Consider the following 14,489-nt stretch of genomic DNA (forward strand, 5'->3'; position numbering starts at 1 on the left):
TGCATAGCCTGGGTTCTCTCCCCCTTCCAGAGCCAGGAGAGTCATGCGCGTCATCACCCAGCAGTCGCTCGGCGGTCCCGAGGTGCTCACCATCGTGGACGCGCCCGAGCCCCGGCCCCTCCCGACCGAGGTTCTCGTCCGCGTCAAGGCGATCGGGCTGAACCCGATCGAAGCACTTCTGCGCGCCGGCGAGTTCCCCCCGCTGCTCGGCCGACCGCCGTTCGTCCTCGGCTGGGACATCAGCGGCGTGGTCGAGGAGGCGTCGACATGGCGGTTCAGGCCCGGCGACGAGGTGTTCGGGATGCCGATGTTCCCGCGGGCGGCGAGCGCGTACGCCGAGGTCGTGTCGGCGCCGGCGTTGCACCTGGCACGCAAGCCGGCATCGCTCTCGCACGTCGAGGCGGCGGCGCTGCCGGTCGTCGGGCTGACGGCGTGGCAGGGCCTCGTCGACCTCGGCGGCGTGACCGAGGGCGACCGCGTCCTGGTCCACGGCGGTGGTGGCGGGGTCGGCCACGTCGCGATCCAGATCGCGAAAGCGCTCGGCGCGCACGTGATCGCGACCGCCAGCGGGAGCAAGCGGAAGTTCGTCGAGGGGTTCGGCGCCGACGAGGTGATCGACTACACGGCGATCGACTTCACCGAGGCGGTCCGCGACATCGATGTCGTGCTCGACACGATCGGCGGCGACACCGTCGAGCGGTCGCTCGAAGTGCTCCGCCCAGGCGGTCACCTGGTGACGGCGGTCGCCGAGGAGGAGTCAGAGCTCATCGCCAAGTACGAGGCGGCCGGCATGCGCTTCAGCGGCATCGCGGTCGACCCCGATCCGGTCGCCCTGCGAGGTCTCGTCGAACTCGTCGAACAGGGCAAGCTCCGGGTCCACGTGCAGGAGACGTTCCCGTTCGAGCGCGTCGCGGACGCGCACCGGCTGCTCGACGACGGTCACCTCCAGGGCAAGCTCGTCCTCACCGTCTGATCCCGTCGTGGGGCCTCGCGTGAGCGAGGCCCCAATGAGACCCGCGCGTAATGAAAACTGCACGTCAGACGGCCTGGTGCGCGTAGGCATCAGGAAGCTCGGGCAGGTCCGGAGCGGTGGTCCATCGACAAGATCATTCGTCAGCGGGCCACTTCCCGGTTCGTCAGCACCAGCAGGGCCCGCACCAGCGCGGTCGCCCACCTCGGATCCGTGCGGACCTTGCCGAGAACTCTCCAGTTCTTCAGATGGGCGAAGCCGTGCTCGACCAGGGCCCGCACCGCGGCCAGCGCCTTGTTGGACAGCTTCTGGCCGCGGGTCAGGGGCCGGTTCCGGGCCGCCTTGTAGCCGCAGATCACTGCCGGGTCGGCGTCCGGAGGACCGTCGTCGAGGCCGATGAACCCCAGGTCGGCGATGGCGCCGAGCCCGGCGGCCCGCAGGTGGGCGGTGAGCTTGTCGTGTCGGCAGGCGGTGATCTCGGATGTGCGTCCGGGGCCGCACCGCGGAGATCCATACCAGTCGGCCGCGGTCGTCGGTGAGCGCGATCACGAGCAGGCCATGGCATTTGTGTTTGCCCGAGTAGTTCGGCCGGTTGTCCGCTCCGGTGCGACGTCGGGTGCGTATGAGGAAGCCGTCCAGCAGGACCACGCCGCCGCCCTTTCGGGCGATCAGGGCCCTCGGCGAGACCGTTGTTTTTCTTCACACCAAACTCAACTTCCGTCGGGGGCCCGTCAGTTACGGGCGCGCCCCGCGCGACTACGGACGTGCCGTGAACCGCCCGTCGCCCCGCTTGTGCAGCCAGCCGCGGTCGGCGAGCCTGGTCATCTTCGCCCGCAAAGGTTCCAGCTTGCCGCGCACCGAGGCGTCCAGACCCAGCCGCTCACCGACCGCCCTGACCTGCACCGGGCCGTCGGCCTCCCGCACGATCGCCAGGATCTTGCGGTAGTCGCCGGGCAGCGCGCCCTCCTCGGCCGCGTCGCTGCGGTGCGGGTTGAGCAGGACTGCCCGCCCGGCCACCTTCACCGATACCGGAGCGACAGCCCCGGCGTCGGCCCGGGCCTGCTCGGCCAGGCGGTTCAACACCCGCTCCGCGATCTCCAGTTCATTCCGCTCGGCCTGGATCTCTTGGAGTTGCTTGGCCAACTCCTCGGCGAGGGCGTCTAGTTCGCTCCGGCGGGCGGTGATCCGCTGCCGCTCCTGCATCCCCGCGCCCTCCCGCGTTCTCACGGCGTGCCGACCTGCTGACGGATCGTAGTCGGGGGCCGGTCGCGGGCGCAGCCGAACCCGGCATCCCGCCGGAGCCGGACCTGCCCGATGATCTACGCCATGGTCATCGGCCGCCGACCGGCACGAGTACCCAACTCGCCATCCACACCAGACCCGTGACCTGCGACTTCACGATGCACACCGCTCATTGATCCCGTTCAGTCGGGTGTCTCGGCCGAGTCGGCTGGCTCAGAGTCCTTGGCCGACGCGGGCCGCTCGATGGTGTCGTTGGTCGTAGCCCAGCTGGCCAGCAGGTTCAGGGCGTCCCGCGAGGGGGAGTGCGGCTCGGCGGTGTAGGTGAGGAGGAACTGGCTGGGGCCGTCGGGGAGCGGGAAGGTTTCGAAGGGCAGGTCGAGGTCGCCGACGACCGGGTGGTGCAGGAGTTTCACCCCGGTGGTGTGCATGCGGACGTTGTGGGCTGCCCAGCGGCGGCGGAATTCCTCGCTGCGGGTGGACAGTTCCCCGATCAGGTCGGTCAGCCGCCGGTCGTAGAGGTCGCGGCCGGCTTCGGCGCGGAGCATGGCGACCGTGTCATTGGCGACTTCGTCCCAGTGGCGGAAGAACTCGGTCGCGTGCGGGCTGAGGAAGACGAACCGGGCGTTGTTCGGCGGCCGTGCGGGGTCGGCGTAGACGGGGGAGAACAGGGCGCGCCCGAGGTGGTTGGCGGCCAGGATGTCCCCGCGGCCGCTGAGGATGAACGCGGGTGTGCCGGCCATGGAGTCCAGGACGCGCTGGACCGTGGGCCGTACCCGCTGCTGGGCCGGGCGGCGGCGTGGCGGGCGGGTCGTGCCGGCACCGCGCAGGAGGTCGAGCAGATGGATGCGTTCGGCCTCGTCGAGCTGCAGTGCTTGCGCGATGCCGTCGATGACGCCCTCGGAGACGCCGGTGGCGTTGCCGCGCTCCAGGCGGGTGTAGTACTCGCTGGAAATGCCCGCGAGGAGGGCGACCTCCTCGCGGCGCAGCCCGGTGACCCGTCGGCGCTCCCCGCCGTACAGGGGCAGTCCGGCCTGCTCGGGGGTGACCTTGGCCCGTCGCGTGCCGAGGAATTCCCGGATTTGTGCACGGAAATCCGCGCGAACGTCGCGGTTGCTACCATCTGGGTCGTTTCTGCCTGCCATGCGTTTTACTCTACGAGCGCTTCCGCCGGGGTGGGGGTCCCTGTCAGTGACCCCCTCATCAGGGACTCCCACCCCTGCGTGACATCGGGTTTTGTTGGTGGTGCACCGCTCACGGCGGTGTGGGACTGTCGATACGGACGGCGCTCGCGCCGCCGGTTTCGGCGCCCTGTGCGGCGCTCTTTGCGCTGCAGATCCCCCGCGCACAGCGGGTGCCGGATCACGGCGCCCGAAAGGAAACCCCATGAGCAAGGTCATTCTCGTCACCGGTGCCGGACGCGGTCTGGGCACGGACATCGCCCGCGAGGCCCTCACCGCCGGCCACCAGGTCGTCGCCACCGGCCGCCGCCCCGAAGGGGTCGAGAAGACCCTGGGCGGACCGCAGGACAATCTGCTGGTCACCCGGCTCGACGTCACCAGCGTGGAGGACGCCGAGGCCGCCGCGCAGGCAGCCGTCGACCGCTTCGGCCGCATCGACGTCCTGATCAACAACGCCGGGAACCTGTTCACCGGCTACTTCGAGGAGATCTCGCCCGCGCAGATGCGCCAGCAGTTCGAGACCAACCTCTTCGGCCCGATGAACGTCACCCGCGCCGTCCTGCCCGTCATGCGCAAGCAGCGCGCCGGCCACGTCATCACCATCACCTCGACCGCCGGTCTGGTCGGCATGGAGTTCACCTCAGCCTACGCCGCCTCCAAGTTCGCGGCAGAGGGCTGGATGGAGTCCCTGCGCTACGACGTCGAGCCGTACAACATCCACACCACGATCGTGGAGCCCGGCTACTTCCGCACCGAGTTCCTCGTGGAGGGCTCCACCACCTGGCCCGAGCTGTCCATCGACGACTATGCGCCGCGCACCGCCCCTCGGATCGAGGGCATGAAGAGCATGAACGGCCAGCAGCCCGGCGACCCCGCCAAGCTCGCCCGCGCCCTGCTGACCATCGCCGGCCAGGACAAGCCGCTGCTGCGCTTCGTCGCCGGTGCGGACGCCATCGAGGCCGCCGAGGCCAAGGCGACGGAGCTCCTCGCCCAGGCCCGGGCGTCCCGCGAACTGGGCGGCGACCTCGGCCACGACGACGCCCACGCCTGACCCACCAGCCCCGCACCTCGGCTGACGCGCAGGACCGCGCCCGGTGCGTTTCCACAGCACGGAGAGAGTCACCATGCCCCTGAAAGGCGAGTACGAGCCGAGCAAGGCACAGTTTGTACGTGACCAGGTGGAGCTGTACGAAAGCTCCGGCGGCACGCAGGGAACGACGCTCCAGGACCTTCCCGTCGTCATCCTGACTACCCTGGGCGCGAAGAGCGGCAAGATCCGAAAGACACCCGTCATGCGCGTGGAGCGTGACGGCTCCTACGCCGTCATCGCCTCCATGGCCGGAGCGCCCACCCACCCGGTCTGGTACCACAACGCGGTGGCCGAGCCCCGGGTCGAGCTCCAGGACGGCCCGGCGCGCCAAGACATGCTGGCCCGCGAGGTGACCGGGGACGAGAAGGCCCTGCGGTGGGCCCGGGCCGTAGAGGCCTTCCCCGACTACGCCGAGTACCAGACAAGGACAGACCGTGAGATTCCGGTCCTGGTTCTGGAGCCGGCACCCCACGCGCACTGACCCGGCGCAGAGCGTCGGATCCCACCTGGCGGCTGCCGACTCCCATCCCCTGTGGTCGGCCGGTACGCACCCGGCTCGCCCGGATGAAGCACATCAGGGACGACCACGCCATCCGTCCTCGGCAGCCTGACCTACTGCCCGTCCCAGCCACCGCCTACCAGGGAACGAGAACCCGATGGAGCTCCTGAAGAAGCCGGCCACCATGAAGCTGCCCGCGCAGTGGTTCACCGGTGATGCCTATGCCGACGTGATCTACCGCGGCGAGGAGCCGTCCCGTGCCCGAGCGAACACGGTCCGCTTCACGCCCGGCGCCCGGACCGCCTGGCACAGCCACGGCCTCGGCCAGACGCTCTACATCGTCGAGGGCATCGCCCTGATCCAGTCCCGCGGCAACAAGATCATCGAGGCCCGCCCCGGCGACGTCGTCTGGACCCCGCCGGGCGAGGAACACTGGCATGGCGCGGCACCCGACCAGTTCATGACCCACCTCGCCCTGTGGGAGACCGACGAGGTCTCCTGGCTCGAACACGTCAGCGACACCGAGTACGGCGGAGTGCGGAGCAGCGGACGGGGCTGCGGGCATGGCTGAGACGCCGCAGACCGCCGAGCGGGGGACCGGCCCTCACCTAGGCCGCCCCGCTCTTCGGCGAGAACCTCGCCCGATAGTCCAGCTGGGCGGCGGTTGCCCGGACAGCGGGCCTGCCGCACGGCACTGATCATTTAAGGAGTGCGCGGTAAAGCACGCAGGAGAGCGCATCCCTTACCCCGTACGTCTGGAGAAGAGGACAACCCCATGGCTTCGAAACTGACCGGCACCGTCGCGCTCGTCACCGGCGCGAGCAGCGGTATCGGCGCCGACACCGCCCGCCGACTCGCCGAACAGGGTGCCACGGTCGCTCTGGTGGCCCGCCGCAAGGACCGCCTGGAAACGCTGGCCGACGAGATCACCCAAGCCGGCGGCTCCGCGCTCGTGGTGGAGGCGGACATCACCGACCGTAACCAGGCCGAAGGAGCCGTGCGGCAGACGGTCGAACGGTTCGGGCGGCTGGACATCCTGGTCAACAACGCCGGGCTGATGCTGCTGGGACCGGTCGTCGGCGCGGATCCCCAGGAGTGGGAACGCATGATCGCCGTCAACGTCCAGGGCCTGCTCCACACCACCCACGCGGCCCTGCCGCACCTGCTCAAGGCCGCTGAGGAAGGGCCGCGGCAGGTCGCCGACATCGTCAACGTCAGCTCGATCGCCGGCCGCCAGGCGTGGGCAAACTACGGGGTCTACAACCTCACCAAGTTCGGCGTGAACGGGTTCACCGAGTCGCTGCGGCAGGAGCTGGCCGGCCGGCATGTACGGGTGGGTGTCCTGGAGCCCGGTGCCGTCGACACCGAGCTGCTCTCGCACAACAACGACACCATCCGCGCCGAGATCCTCGACCCGTTCAACGAGCAGCACGAGCGCCTCGTCCCCGCGGACATCGCCGACGGGATCACCTACATGGTGACCCGGCCCCGGCACGCGGCGATCGCCGAACTCTGGGTCATGCCCACCGACCAAGCCTGACCACGTACACCACACCACCACGAAGAGGGAGTACCTGATGAAGCACGTATCGCTGGGCGGACTGGACGTCTCGCGCATCGGCCTGGGAGCCATGACCATGGCCGGCACCTACACCACCGGCGCAGGGCTCGACGACACCGAATCGATCCGCACCATCCACCGCGCGCTGGACCTCGGGGTCACCCACATCGACACCGCCGAGATCTACGGCCCCTTCCACAGCGAGGAAATCGTCGGCAAGGCCATCAAGGGCCGCCGCGACGACGTTGTCGTGGCGACGAAGTTCGGTCTCGTCTCCCACGCCGGCGACGGCCCCGGTGTCGTCGACAGCAGCGCCGCCAACGTGAAGGCAGCCGTCGAGGGCTCACTCAAGCGCCTCGGCACCGATCACATCGACCTCTACTACCAGCACCGCGTCGACCCGGACACCCCCATCGAGGAGACCGTCGGCGCGCTGGCCGAGCTGGTCGCCGAAGGCAAGGTGCGCCACATCGGCCTCTCCGAGGCCGGCCCGCAGACGATCCGCCGTGCGCACGCCGTGCACCCGGTGGCCGCGCTGCAGACCGAATACTCCCTGTGGACCCGCGACGTCGAGGCCGAAATCCTCCCGCTGCTGCGCGAACTCGGCATCGGATTCGTGCCCTACTCACCGCTCGGCCACGGCCTGCTGACCGGGCAGATCCGCACCGTCGACGACTTCGCCGACGACGACTGGCGCAAGACCAACCCGCGCTTCACCGGCGAGAACTTCCAGCGCAACCTGGCGATCGTCGACGAAGTACAGGCCATCGGCGCCGAGATCGGCGCCACCCCGGCCCAGACCGCACTGGCGTGGATTCTCACCCGTGGCGACGACATCGCCCCCATCCCCGGAACCCGCCGGGTCTCGCGCGTCGAGGAGAACACCGCCGCCGACGGTATCGAGCTCACCGCAGCGCAACTCGACCGCCTCAACAACCTCACACCGGCCGCAGGCGAACGCCACGACGAGGCGAACATGGCCAGCATCGACCGCTGACCGCGCGCCGCACCCCAACACGGAGGTCGCCCCTACCCGGCTCAACCCCTGCGCTCGCCGAGCGCAGGGGAAGGCCCCGTTCTCCTATAGCTACGGCCGGCACCGGCACCGGCCGCGGCCCGCGTGAGCATGTTCTGCTCGCCAACGACTCTCGACCCAGGCGGCGCGAAAGGGGAGCATCCGCGACTGCCCCCCTTTCTCACAAACGGTCCTTTGCCCGAGCAAGATCAAAGACGGCGTCTCAGTGATCGCGCACTGGCGGTTCGGTTCGCAGAACTCGTTCTCACTCAAAGGTGGGTTCGGGGTACTTCTGAGAATCGTTTGTGACAGCATCCGGTGCCGTGACGGTCCCTCAAGAAGCCTCCCCGAGCGACGCGGACGACGTCGAGCGCCACCCCTGCCCGCGCTGTCGGGCCGAACCCGGCTCGCCGTGCCGCTCGCGCTCCGGCGCGGTCGCCGGCACCTACCACACCGGCCGCTTCACAAAGGTGCCCCGGCTCGCCAAGCTCCTGCGGGTGCCCACCCCCGCCGACCGCGGTCCTGGCCAGCCGTGGCGCCCCGGCACCCCGGTGCCGCTCGCCCTGGCGCCGGACACCCCGAGTGCCGACATCCGCATCGGGTACGCGCGGTGCTCGACGCTCACCCAGGAACTCCAGTCCCAGCTCGACGCCCTCGCCAAGCACGGCATCCCGCGGGACAAGGTGTTCTCCGAGAAGATCAGCACCCGCGTACGGGTCCGGCCCCGGTTCGAGGCCGCGCTCGCCCTCGCCCGCCAGATCAAAGCCCACGCCCCACACTGCCGCGTCATCTTCACCGTCTACGAGATGAAGCGCCTGGGCCGCGACGCCGCCGAACTCACCGCGCTCGCCGACCACCTCACCGCCCACGGCCTGGTCCTGGAGATGCTCGCCGGACCCCTGCCCGGGATGTACGACCCGAGCGGGCCCGGCCGCCTGCTGTTCGCGTTCTTCGCAGCGATGGCCGAGACCGAGCGGGAGAACATCCGGGAGTCGACCCTCGAAGGACTCGACGCGGCGGCCCGCAAGGGCAAGCACGGCGGCCGACCACCCGTGATCACCGACGACATGCTGCACACCGTGCTCCGCCGCCAGGCGAACGGCGAGTCGGTCGAACAGATCCAGCCCGACCTGATCATCCCCACCGGCAAGCGCAAGGGCCAGGCTCCCAGCGTCGCGAGCATCTACCGCGCGCTCGCCGAGCACGAGAAGAAGGAGGCGTACCCGGAGGCCATCGAGACAGCGCACGCCGACTTCGTCGCCCTCCAGCAGCGCGACCACAGCCCCGCGTAGTTACTCAGCGCTACATGACGGATGGCGGCAGCTATACGAGAACACGGCCTCACAGAAGTGTGCGGGCTCCCGCGCCGGACGCGAAGGAGCCCACGCGCGTGGCTGTCCTTCGCACGCCCGGAATGGCGTGCGCCCGGAATGGTGCGCGCCGGCGCCTGCCGGGCGAACCCGCGCCCGGCGTAGCACGATGGCTGCATGCTGCTGGCACCGCTCGCCCATGTCTCCCGGGAGGTCGCCGAGACGTCGGCCAGGTCCCGGAAGATCTCCCTGCTGGCCGGACTCTTCCGTACGGCCGGTCCCGAGGACGTGCCCGTCGTCATCCCCTATCTGGCCGGGCGGCTGCCCCAGGGCCGGATCGGGGTCGGCTGGAACGCCCTGAAGGACCCGCCCCCGGCGGCGGACCGGGCCACGCTGACCGTGCACAAGGTCGACGACACCTTCAGCGCCCTCGCGGCCGTCGCGGGCCCCGGCGCGCAGGGCGAGCGCCGACGGCTGGTGCAGGAACTGCTGGGCGCGGCCACCGGCGAGGAGCAGCGCTTCCTGGTGGGGCTGATCTCCGGCGAGGTGCGCCAGGGAGCACTGGACGCCGTCGCCGTGGAGGCGCTCGCGGAGACCTCGGGCGCCGCCGCCGGCGCTGTCCGGCGGGCGGTGATGCTGGCCGGCTCGTTGCAGCGGGTGGCCGAGCGGCTGCTCGCCGACGGCCCGTATGTGCTGGAGGAGTTCCAGCTGACCGTGGGCCGGTCCGTACTGCCGATGCTCGCGCAGAGCGCCGGAGGTGTCACGGAGGCGATCGGCCGGCTCGGGAACTGCGCCGTCGAGGAGAAGCTCGACGGCATCCGGGTGCAGGTGCACCGGGACGGCTCCACGGTACGGATCTTCACCCGCACGCTCGACGACATCACGGACCGGCTGCCCGAGGTCACCGCGGTCGCGCGGGGACTGGACGGCGACCGCTTCGTGCTGGACGGGGAGGTCATCGCGCTGGACGAGGAGGGCAGGCCCCGGCCGTTCCAGGAGGTCGCGGGCCGGGTCGGCTCACGTACCGATGTGCGCTCGGCCGCCGCGGCGGTGCCGCTCTCCCCCGTCTTCTTCGACATCCTCGCGGCCGACGGCGAGGATCTGCTCGATCTGCCGTGCGCGGACCGGTACGAGGCGCTGGCCCGGCTGGTGCCGGAGCCGATGCGGGTGCGGCGGATCGTCGTCGCCGGCCGGTCCGACGACAGCGGACGCGCCGCCGAGGAGTTCTTGCGGGACACCCTGGAGCGGGGGCACGAGGGGGTGGTGGTCAAGGGACTCGACGCGCCGTACAGCGCGGGCCGGCGCGGCGCGGGGTGGCTGAAGGTGAAACCGGTGCACACCCTGGACCTCGTGGTGCTGGCCGCCGAGTGGGGCCATGGCCGGCGCACCGGCAGACTCTCCAATCTGCATCTGGGCGCGCGGCGGCGGGACGGCTCGTTCGTGATGCTCGGCAAGACCTTCAAGGGGCTGACGGACGCGATGCTGGAGTGGCAGACCGAGCGCCTGGGGGAACTGGCGGTCCGGGACGACGGCTTCACCGTGACCGTACGTCCTGAACTGGTGGTCGAGATCGCCTATGACGGGCTACAGCGGTCGTCCCGCTATCCGGCAGGGGTGACGCTGCGCTTCGCCCGGGTGATCCGTTATCGCGAGGACAAACCGGCGGCGGAGGCGGACACGGTCGGGACGGTGCTGGCGGCCCACGGCCGGGACGCGGGACCACAGGACTGAGCGTGTCGGGCCGCGCCGGACGTGCGGTGCCTCGGTCTTTGCAGGTCGCCTCGGTCTTTACGAGTCGCCGCGGGTCCTTACGAGTCGCCGCGGGTCCTTGAGGGCCCGGGACCGGCACCGCGCCGGTCCCGGGATCCGCGCCGCTACTGGGCCGTGCCGCGCGGGACGACGGTCGAGAGCACCGTCGGCAGTGCGTGCCAGTCCGCCGAGATCAGGCTGGCGTTCCGCTGGGCCAGCAGCGTCAGCCGGTCGCGGGCCTGCTGCTCGGTGGGGCTGGTGCCGTCGATGGCGGGCGCCACGTTGTGCGCGTCCGTCATCAGCAGGAAGTAGTGGCGCTGGTCGTACCAGGCGGTGTCGAAGCCGCTGGCCGCGTAGCCGGAGGCGTCGCCGTCGAAGAAGACGAACCAGGGCCTGATCGACGCGTCCGCGTACCGGGTGCGGGGATCGCCGGCCGCGACGCCGTGGACGGCGGGGAAGGCCGCTGCCTCGCTCAGCCGTCCTGCTGCCTTGAGGTCACGCAGATAGGTGGCGTACTCACGGTCGGTCCACAGTGTGTCGAGCGGGTTCTGCTCCTCGACCGTGCCGGGGATGAGCTCGACGATGAACTTGCCGGCCAGCTGCGCGCGGGTGGGCCAGGCGCCGGCCTGGGCGGCCTGGTCGAGGTCGCTGTGACCGCCCACCAGGTCGGCAGGGCGGTAGAGCGCGTCGCCGAGCTTACTGCCGAGCAGCGCGTCGAGGGCGGCGGGGCCGCGTCCCGACTTTCCCTGGAATCCGTCCTTCAGCTCGATCTTGAGGACGATGGGGCGGTGGCCCTGGTTGGCGTCGTGCCAGGCTCTGATGTCGGCCAGGCAGCCGGCCAGATCGCGGTTCTGCGCACCGGTGCGCAGCCCGCTCGCGTTGGCGGCGTTCACGCAGTTGTTGTCGTTGCCGATCGGATTGTCGTGCGACACACGCCAGGAGGCGCCGAACACATTGGTCCATACGTCGAGTTCGAGCATTCCGGCACCGGAGTCCAGCGCGTCCGCGAAGTAGGGGAAGGTGGTCTTCACGTACGCGTTGTGGACACCGACCCCGGTGGTGGAGGAGTACGGCAGCTGAGCGGGGTCGGCGGCGTGGGCCGGGGTGGTGACGAGAGCGAGCACTGCGACGGCACCGGCCGCCACCGTGGTGCGAAGGAGCTTTGCCATATTCCTTGTTCCTCCCGTTGCGCATGTCTTGGGCATGTCAACCGTGGAGGAGCGTAAAGGAGTTCGGTGACGCGCGGGAGGACGCGAGCTTACGTAACTGATCACGCAAGCGACCAGCAGGGGGCGGCCGGCGCGGCGCGGCCGCCGGACAGCGAGCAGCGCGCCCCGCCGCTTGCTCGCGGCGGGGCGCGCTGCTCGCTCCGGTGGAAGCGGGGCTAGGTCGTGTCCGCAAAGTAGCGCCGTCCGCCCGGAGGGCGGGGCCGACGGCGTTCGGTGCGTGCGATCGCAAGGCGGAGGATCATTCGTGTACTGGATGTACTCGGATGATTCCGACAACGCGGCGAGCGTGCGTGCCGGGCGTCGTCGGCCAGGCGAAACTTTGCGGACACGGCCTACAGCGGTGCTCTACGGAAGCTGTTCCTCGATGGCCGCGCGGCCCCGCTCGGCCAGTCGCCGCCGGGCCCACTCGATGGTGTCCGGAGTGAGATCGCGGCCGGAGGCCAGCGCGAGATCCTCGGCCGTGACCTCGTCATATGCGCCGGTGTGCAGCAGCCGGTCCGGGGTCACGTTCTCGCGCTCCGGCCGCGCATCGGACTGTGCGTTCATGCCGCCTCCTCGTTCGTCCGGTGTTCGCCATTCTCGTTCCCGCCCACCGCCGCCGCATCCGCTGTATCCCGCGCCCGCCGGACCTCCCGGCCGTTACCCGCCGGTACAGCGCACCTGGTCAGCCGGGGTCCGGGGAGGGGCGGAGCCGGGAGGCGGACTGCCGTCCGAGAAGTTCGGCGAGGCCCCGCCGGGTGGCCGCCAGCACCACCCGGTCCCGGGGATGCAGGACATAGCCGGGGTGCAGATCCCATACGAGCCCCGCGGGCCGCCGCTCCTCGCGGTCCAGCCGGGTGTCCGCCAGATCGGGCACCCGCTCCCCCGGGCCCGCGGTGTCCAGCGCGATCACCCGCCAGGCGCCGGGACGGAACACCTCCGCGATCGTGCGCCCTTCGAGCCGCGGATGGCCCGCCACATCGATGGCGGCGACCAGCAGCACCTTGCGCTCCACCGGGATGGCCCCGAGGATCTGACGCCCCATCATGGCGATGGCGAAGGCCGGGGCCGCCAGGGTGGACACGCTGCGGCTGCGGGTGAGCGCCCCGGGGTGAGCGGCGCGCAGGGTGCGGTAGACGGCGGTCGCGAAGTCGTCGTCGTACACCCGCAGCGCCACCCGCAGCCCGGGAGCGACGGAGCGCGCGTACAGCGCGGCTTCGAGATTGGTGGTGTCGACGCTGGTGAGGGCGAGCAGCGCGTGCGCCCGCTCGATCTTGGCGGCCTCCAGCACGCCCTCCTGGGTGACATCGCCCAGGACGGTCGGTACCCGCAGGCTGCGCGCGAGCGCGATGCCGCGCGCCTCGGGGTCCTCCTCCACACACACCACGGGAATGCCCAGCTCCCGCAGCCGCACCAGCACCCGACTGCCGATCTTGCCGAGTCCGAGCAGCACGACATGGCCGGAAAGACCGCGCGGCGGCCTGCGCAGCGCCGACGCCGTACGGAAGGTCCCAAGGGCCTCCAGGACGGCCGCGAGCACCACGGGCAGCAGCAGAAGTCCGGCGACTCCGGAGAGGAGTTGCAGGATCTGCCGGCCGGCGGGCTCTCCGACCGCCGGATCGCCGATGCCGAAGAGGTCGAGCAGCGTGAGGTACGTGGCACGGAGCGGACCGGCGTCGGTGGCGAGTGTGGCGGCGACGGCCAGGGCGAACACGGCCGCGAGGATCCCGGCGAACGACCAGCGCAGCCGGCGGGAGAACAGCGAGCCCAGCGGGGCGCCGCGGCCGGCCAGCCGGCCCAGCGGCAGGTCGGGCCCCGCGTGGGACACGGCCTCCAGGACCACGGTGCCCCGCCCGGTGGCGGCGGCCGCGCTCGCCTCGTCGGGCAGCAGCCGCGGCCCGTCCTGCCCGCTGTTGTCCGAACCCTCCTCGCCCGCCGGGTCGTTGGTGGTGGCCGAGAGCAGGGCCAGGGTGCACAGCCCGGGGTCGGCCACCTCGCCGGGTCCTGGCGGGTTGCGCTCCACGGCCCGCAGCAGCAGGCCGTCGGCCCTGACCACCTTGCTGGTACCGGCGACGGCGGTGGCGGCGAGGGCCGGGGCCGCGGTGTCTGCGTCCGAGAGGACGGTGGTGGAGGCGTCCAGGGCCGCCGTGTCGAGCCCGGGGACGGCGACGGCGGCTGCCTGGTCGAGCAGCTCCTCCAGATGCTGGCCGAGTTTGCGGTTGTAGAGCCGGATGACCAGGCGCAACTGGGGATTGAGCCGGCGGGCGGCGAGTGCGGCCCGGATGTTGATGTCATCGTCGTCATGGACGAGGGCGAGCGCGGCCGCCTCCGCCACCCCCGCGTCCACGAGCACGTCCTCGTCGAGTTCGAGTGCCTCCAGGACGCGCGGGCCGTCCGCTCTCCCCGGCCCGTCACCGGCCGGGCCCGGCGCGGCGATGGCCGTACGGACCATGGCGGCGGACATCCGTCCCAGGAAGGTGGAGGCCCTGCCCCGTCCTGCGAGCGGTGCGGGCGGCAGGCGGGAGGCGCGTACGGGCGGCACGACCAGCACGACCTGTTCGCCGTAGACGTCGCGCAGCTCGCCCGCCAGCCGGTGGGCCAGCGTGTCGTCGCCGCAGACGACCATGTGGCCCGCCGGAAAGCCGTGGGGTAGTTGGTGAGGAAGTG

14 protein-coding genes are annotated in these 14,489 nt (G+C 71.0%); 8 read left to right on the forward strand and 6 right to left on the reverse strand.

The window, feature by feature from the left end; all coding sequences use genetic code 11:
- The first annotated feature begins 43 nt into the window (after positions 1-43).
- Positions 44-973 (forward strand): NADP-dependent oxidoreductase, encoded by a 930-nt coding sequence (locus ACZ6MZ_RS11820; RefSeq protein WP_389790834.1) that lies wholly within the window; start codon positions 44-46, stop codon positions 971-973.
- A 140-nt stretch (positions 974-1,113) separates the two neighbouring features.
- Here ACZ6MZ_RS11820 and ACZ6MZ_RS11825 read toward each other — a convergent pair whose 3' ends face one another.
- The 3 genes from ACZ6MZ_RS11825 to ACZ6MZ_RS11835 all read right to left on the reverse strand — a co-directional run bounded on the left by ACZ6MZ_RS11825 (position 1,114) and on the right by ACZ6MZ_RS11835 (position 3,354).
- Complete coding sequence (locus tag ACZ6MZ_RS11825; RefSeq protein ID WP_469351780.1) at positions 1,114-1,446, reverse strand: transposase family protein; 333 nt, start codon at positions 1,444-1,446, stop codon at positions 1,114-1,116.
- Positions 1,447-1,726: 280 nt separating this feature from the next.
- Positions 1,727-2,173: a hypothetical protein gene (locus tag ACZ6MZ_RS11830; RefSeq protein WP_389790858.1), complete on the reverse strand. Its 447-nt coding sequence runs from the start codon at positions 2,171-2,173 to the stop codon at positions 1,727-1,729.
- A gap of 221 nt (positions 2,174-2,394) precedes the next feature.
- Positions 2,395-3,354 carry a helix-turn-helix domain-containing protein gene (locus ACZ6MZ_RS11835; protein ID WP_389790833.1) on the reverse strand — a complete coding sequence of 320 codons (960 nt, stop codon included), beginning with the start codon at positions 3,352-3,354 and terminating at the stop codon, positions 2,395-2,397.
- Between the two features lie 241 nt (positions 3,355-3,595).
- Between ACZ6MZ_RS11835 and ACZ6MZ_RS11840 the strand changes: the two genes are divergently transcribed.
- The 7 genes from ACZ6MZ_RS11840 to ACZ6MZ_RS11870 all read left to right on the forward strand — a co-directional run bounded on the left by ACZ6MZ_RS11840 (position 3,596) and on the right by ACZ6MZ_RS11870 (position 10,596).
- Positions 3,596-4,441, forward strand: coding sequence for an SDR family oxidoreductase (locus ACZ6MZ_RS11840; protein WP_389790832.1), 846 nt, complete (start codon positions 3,596-3,598; stop codon positions 4,439-4,441).
- Positions 4,442-4,514: 73 nt separating this feature from the next.
- Positions 4,515-4,961: a nitroreductase family deazaflavin-dependent oxidoreductase gene (locus ACZ6MZ_RS11845; protein ID WP_389790831.1), complete on the forward strand. Its 447-nt coding sequence runs from the start codon at positions 4,515-4,517 to the stop codon at positions 4,959-4,961.
- A gap of 175 nt (positions 4,962-5,136) precedes the next feature.
- Positions 5,137-5,550, forward strand: a complete 414-nt coding sequence (locus ACZ6MZ_RS11850) for a (R)-mandelonitrile lyase (protein ID WP_389790830.1) — start codon at positions 5,137-5,139, stop codon at positions 5,548-5,550.
- A 204-nt stretch (positions 5,551-5,754) separates the two neighbouring features.
- Positions 5,755-6,519 carry an SDR family NAD(P)-dependent oxidoreductase gene (locus tag ACZ6MZ_RS11855; protein ID WP_389790829.1) on the forward strand — a complete coding sequence of 255 codons (765 nt, stop codon included), beginning with the start codon at positions 5,755-5,757 and terminating at the stop codon, positions 6,517-6,519.
- A 37-nt stretch (positions 6,520-6,556) separates the two neighbouring features.
- Positions 6,557-7,537 carry an aldo/keto reductase gene (locus tag ACZ6MZ_RS11860; RefSeq protein ID WP_389790828.1) on the forward strand — a complete coding sequence of 327 codons (981 nt, stop codon included), beginning with the start codon at positions 6,557-6,559 and terminating at the stop codon, positions 7,535-7,537.
- Positions 7,538-7,878: 341 nt separating this feature from the next.
- Positions 7,879-8,847 (forward strand): recombinase family protein, encoded by a 969-nt coding sequence (locus ACZ6MZ_RS11865; RefSeq protein WP_389790827.1) that lies wholly within the window; start codon positions 7,879-7,881, stop codon positions 8,845-8,847.
- Between the two features lie 195 nt (positions 8,848-9,042).
- Positions 9,043-10,596, forward strand: a complete 1,554-nt coding sequence (locus tag ACZ6MZ_RS11870; protein ID WP_469351358.1) for an ATP-dependent DNA ligase — start codon at positions 9,043-9,045, stop codon at positions 10,594-10,596.
- Positions 10,597-10,739: 143 nt separating this feature from the next.
- Here the strand turns inward: ACZ6MZ_RS11870 and ACZ6MZ_RS11875 are convergent, their stop codons facing one another.
- From ACZ6MZ_RS11875 to ACZ6MZ_RS11885, 3 genes are all read right to left on the reverse strand, one after another.
- The gene (locus ACZ6MZ_RS11875; RefSeq protein ID WP_384190364.1) at positions 10,740-11,783 is read right to left on the reverse strand and encodes a phosphatidylinositol-specific phospholipase C domain-containing protein; all 1,044 of its coding nucleotides are present in this window, start codon (positions 11,781-11,783) and stop codon (positions 10,740-10,742) included.
- A gap of 405 nt (positions 11,784-12,188) precedes the next feature.
- The gene (locus ACZ6MZ_RS11880) at positions 12,189-12,389 is read right to left on the reverse strand and encodes a hypothetical protein (protein ID WP_384193540.1); all 201 of its coding nucleotides are present in this window, start codon (positions 12,387-12,389) and stop codon (positions 12,189-12,191) included.
- A gap of 118 nt (positions 12,390-12,507) precedes the next feature.
- Complete coding sequence (locus tag ACZ6MZ_RS11885; protein WP_389788150.1) at positions 12,508-14,448, reverse strand: NAD-binding protein; 1,941 nt, start codon at positions 14,446-14,448, stop codon at positions 12,508-12,510.
- Between the last annotated feature and the right edge of the window lie 41 nt (positions 14,449-14,489).

The organism is Streptomyces sp. NPDC042201 (assembly GCF_055582185.1).

Coding starts and splice junctions, on each gene's coding strand:
- ACZ6MZ_RS11820 (WP_389790834.1), top strand. CDS start 44: ATGCGCGTCATCACCCAGCAGTCGCTCGGCGGTCCCGAGGTGCTCACC.
- ACZ6MZ_RS11830 (WP_389790858.1), bottom strand. CDS start 2,173: ATGCAGGAGCGGCAGCGGATCACCGCCCGCCGGAGCGAACTAGACGCC.
- ACZ6MZ_RS11835 (WP_389790833.1), bottom strand. CDS start 3,354: ATGGCAGGCAGAAACGACCCAGATGGTAGCAACCGCGACGTTCGCGCG.
- ACZ6MZ_RS11840 (WP_389790832.1), top strand. CDS start 3,596: ATGAGCAAGGTCATTCTCGTCACCGGTGCCGGACGCGGTCTGGGCACG.
- ACZ6MZ_RS11845 (WP_389790831.1), top strand. CDS start 4,515: ATGCCCCTGAAAGGCGAGTACGAGCCGAGCAAGGCACAGTTTGTACGT.
- ACZ6MZ_RS11850 (WP_389790830.1), top strand. CDS start 5,137: ATGGAGCTCCTGAAGAAGCCGGCCACCATGAAGCTGCCCGCGCAGTGG.
- ACZ6MZ_RS11855 (WP_389790829.1), top strand. CDS start 5,755: ATGGCTTCGAAACTGACCGGCACCGTCGCGCTCGTCACCGGCGCGAGC.
- ACZ6MZ_RS11860 (WP_389790828.1), top strand. CDS start 6,557: ATGAAGCACGTATCGCTGGGCGGACTGGACGTCTCGCGCATCGGCCTG.
- ACZ6MZ_RS11870 (WP_469351358.1), top strand. CDS start 9,043: ATGCTGCTGGCACCGCTCGCCCATGTCTCCCGGGAGGTCGCCGAGACG.
- ACZ6MZ_RS11875 (WP_384190364.1), bottom strand. CDS start 11,783: ATGGCAAAGCTCCTTCGCACCACGGTGGCGGCCGGTGCCGTCGCAGTG.
- ACZ6MZ_RS11880 (WP_384193540.1), bottom strand. CDS start 12,389: ATGAACGCACAGTCCGATGCGCGGCCGGAGCGCGAGAACGTGACCCCG.
- ACZ6MZ_RS11885 (WP_389788150.1), bottom strand. CDS start 14,448: ATGGTCGTCTGCGGCGACGACACGCTGGCCCACCGGCTGGCGGGCGAG.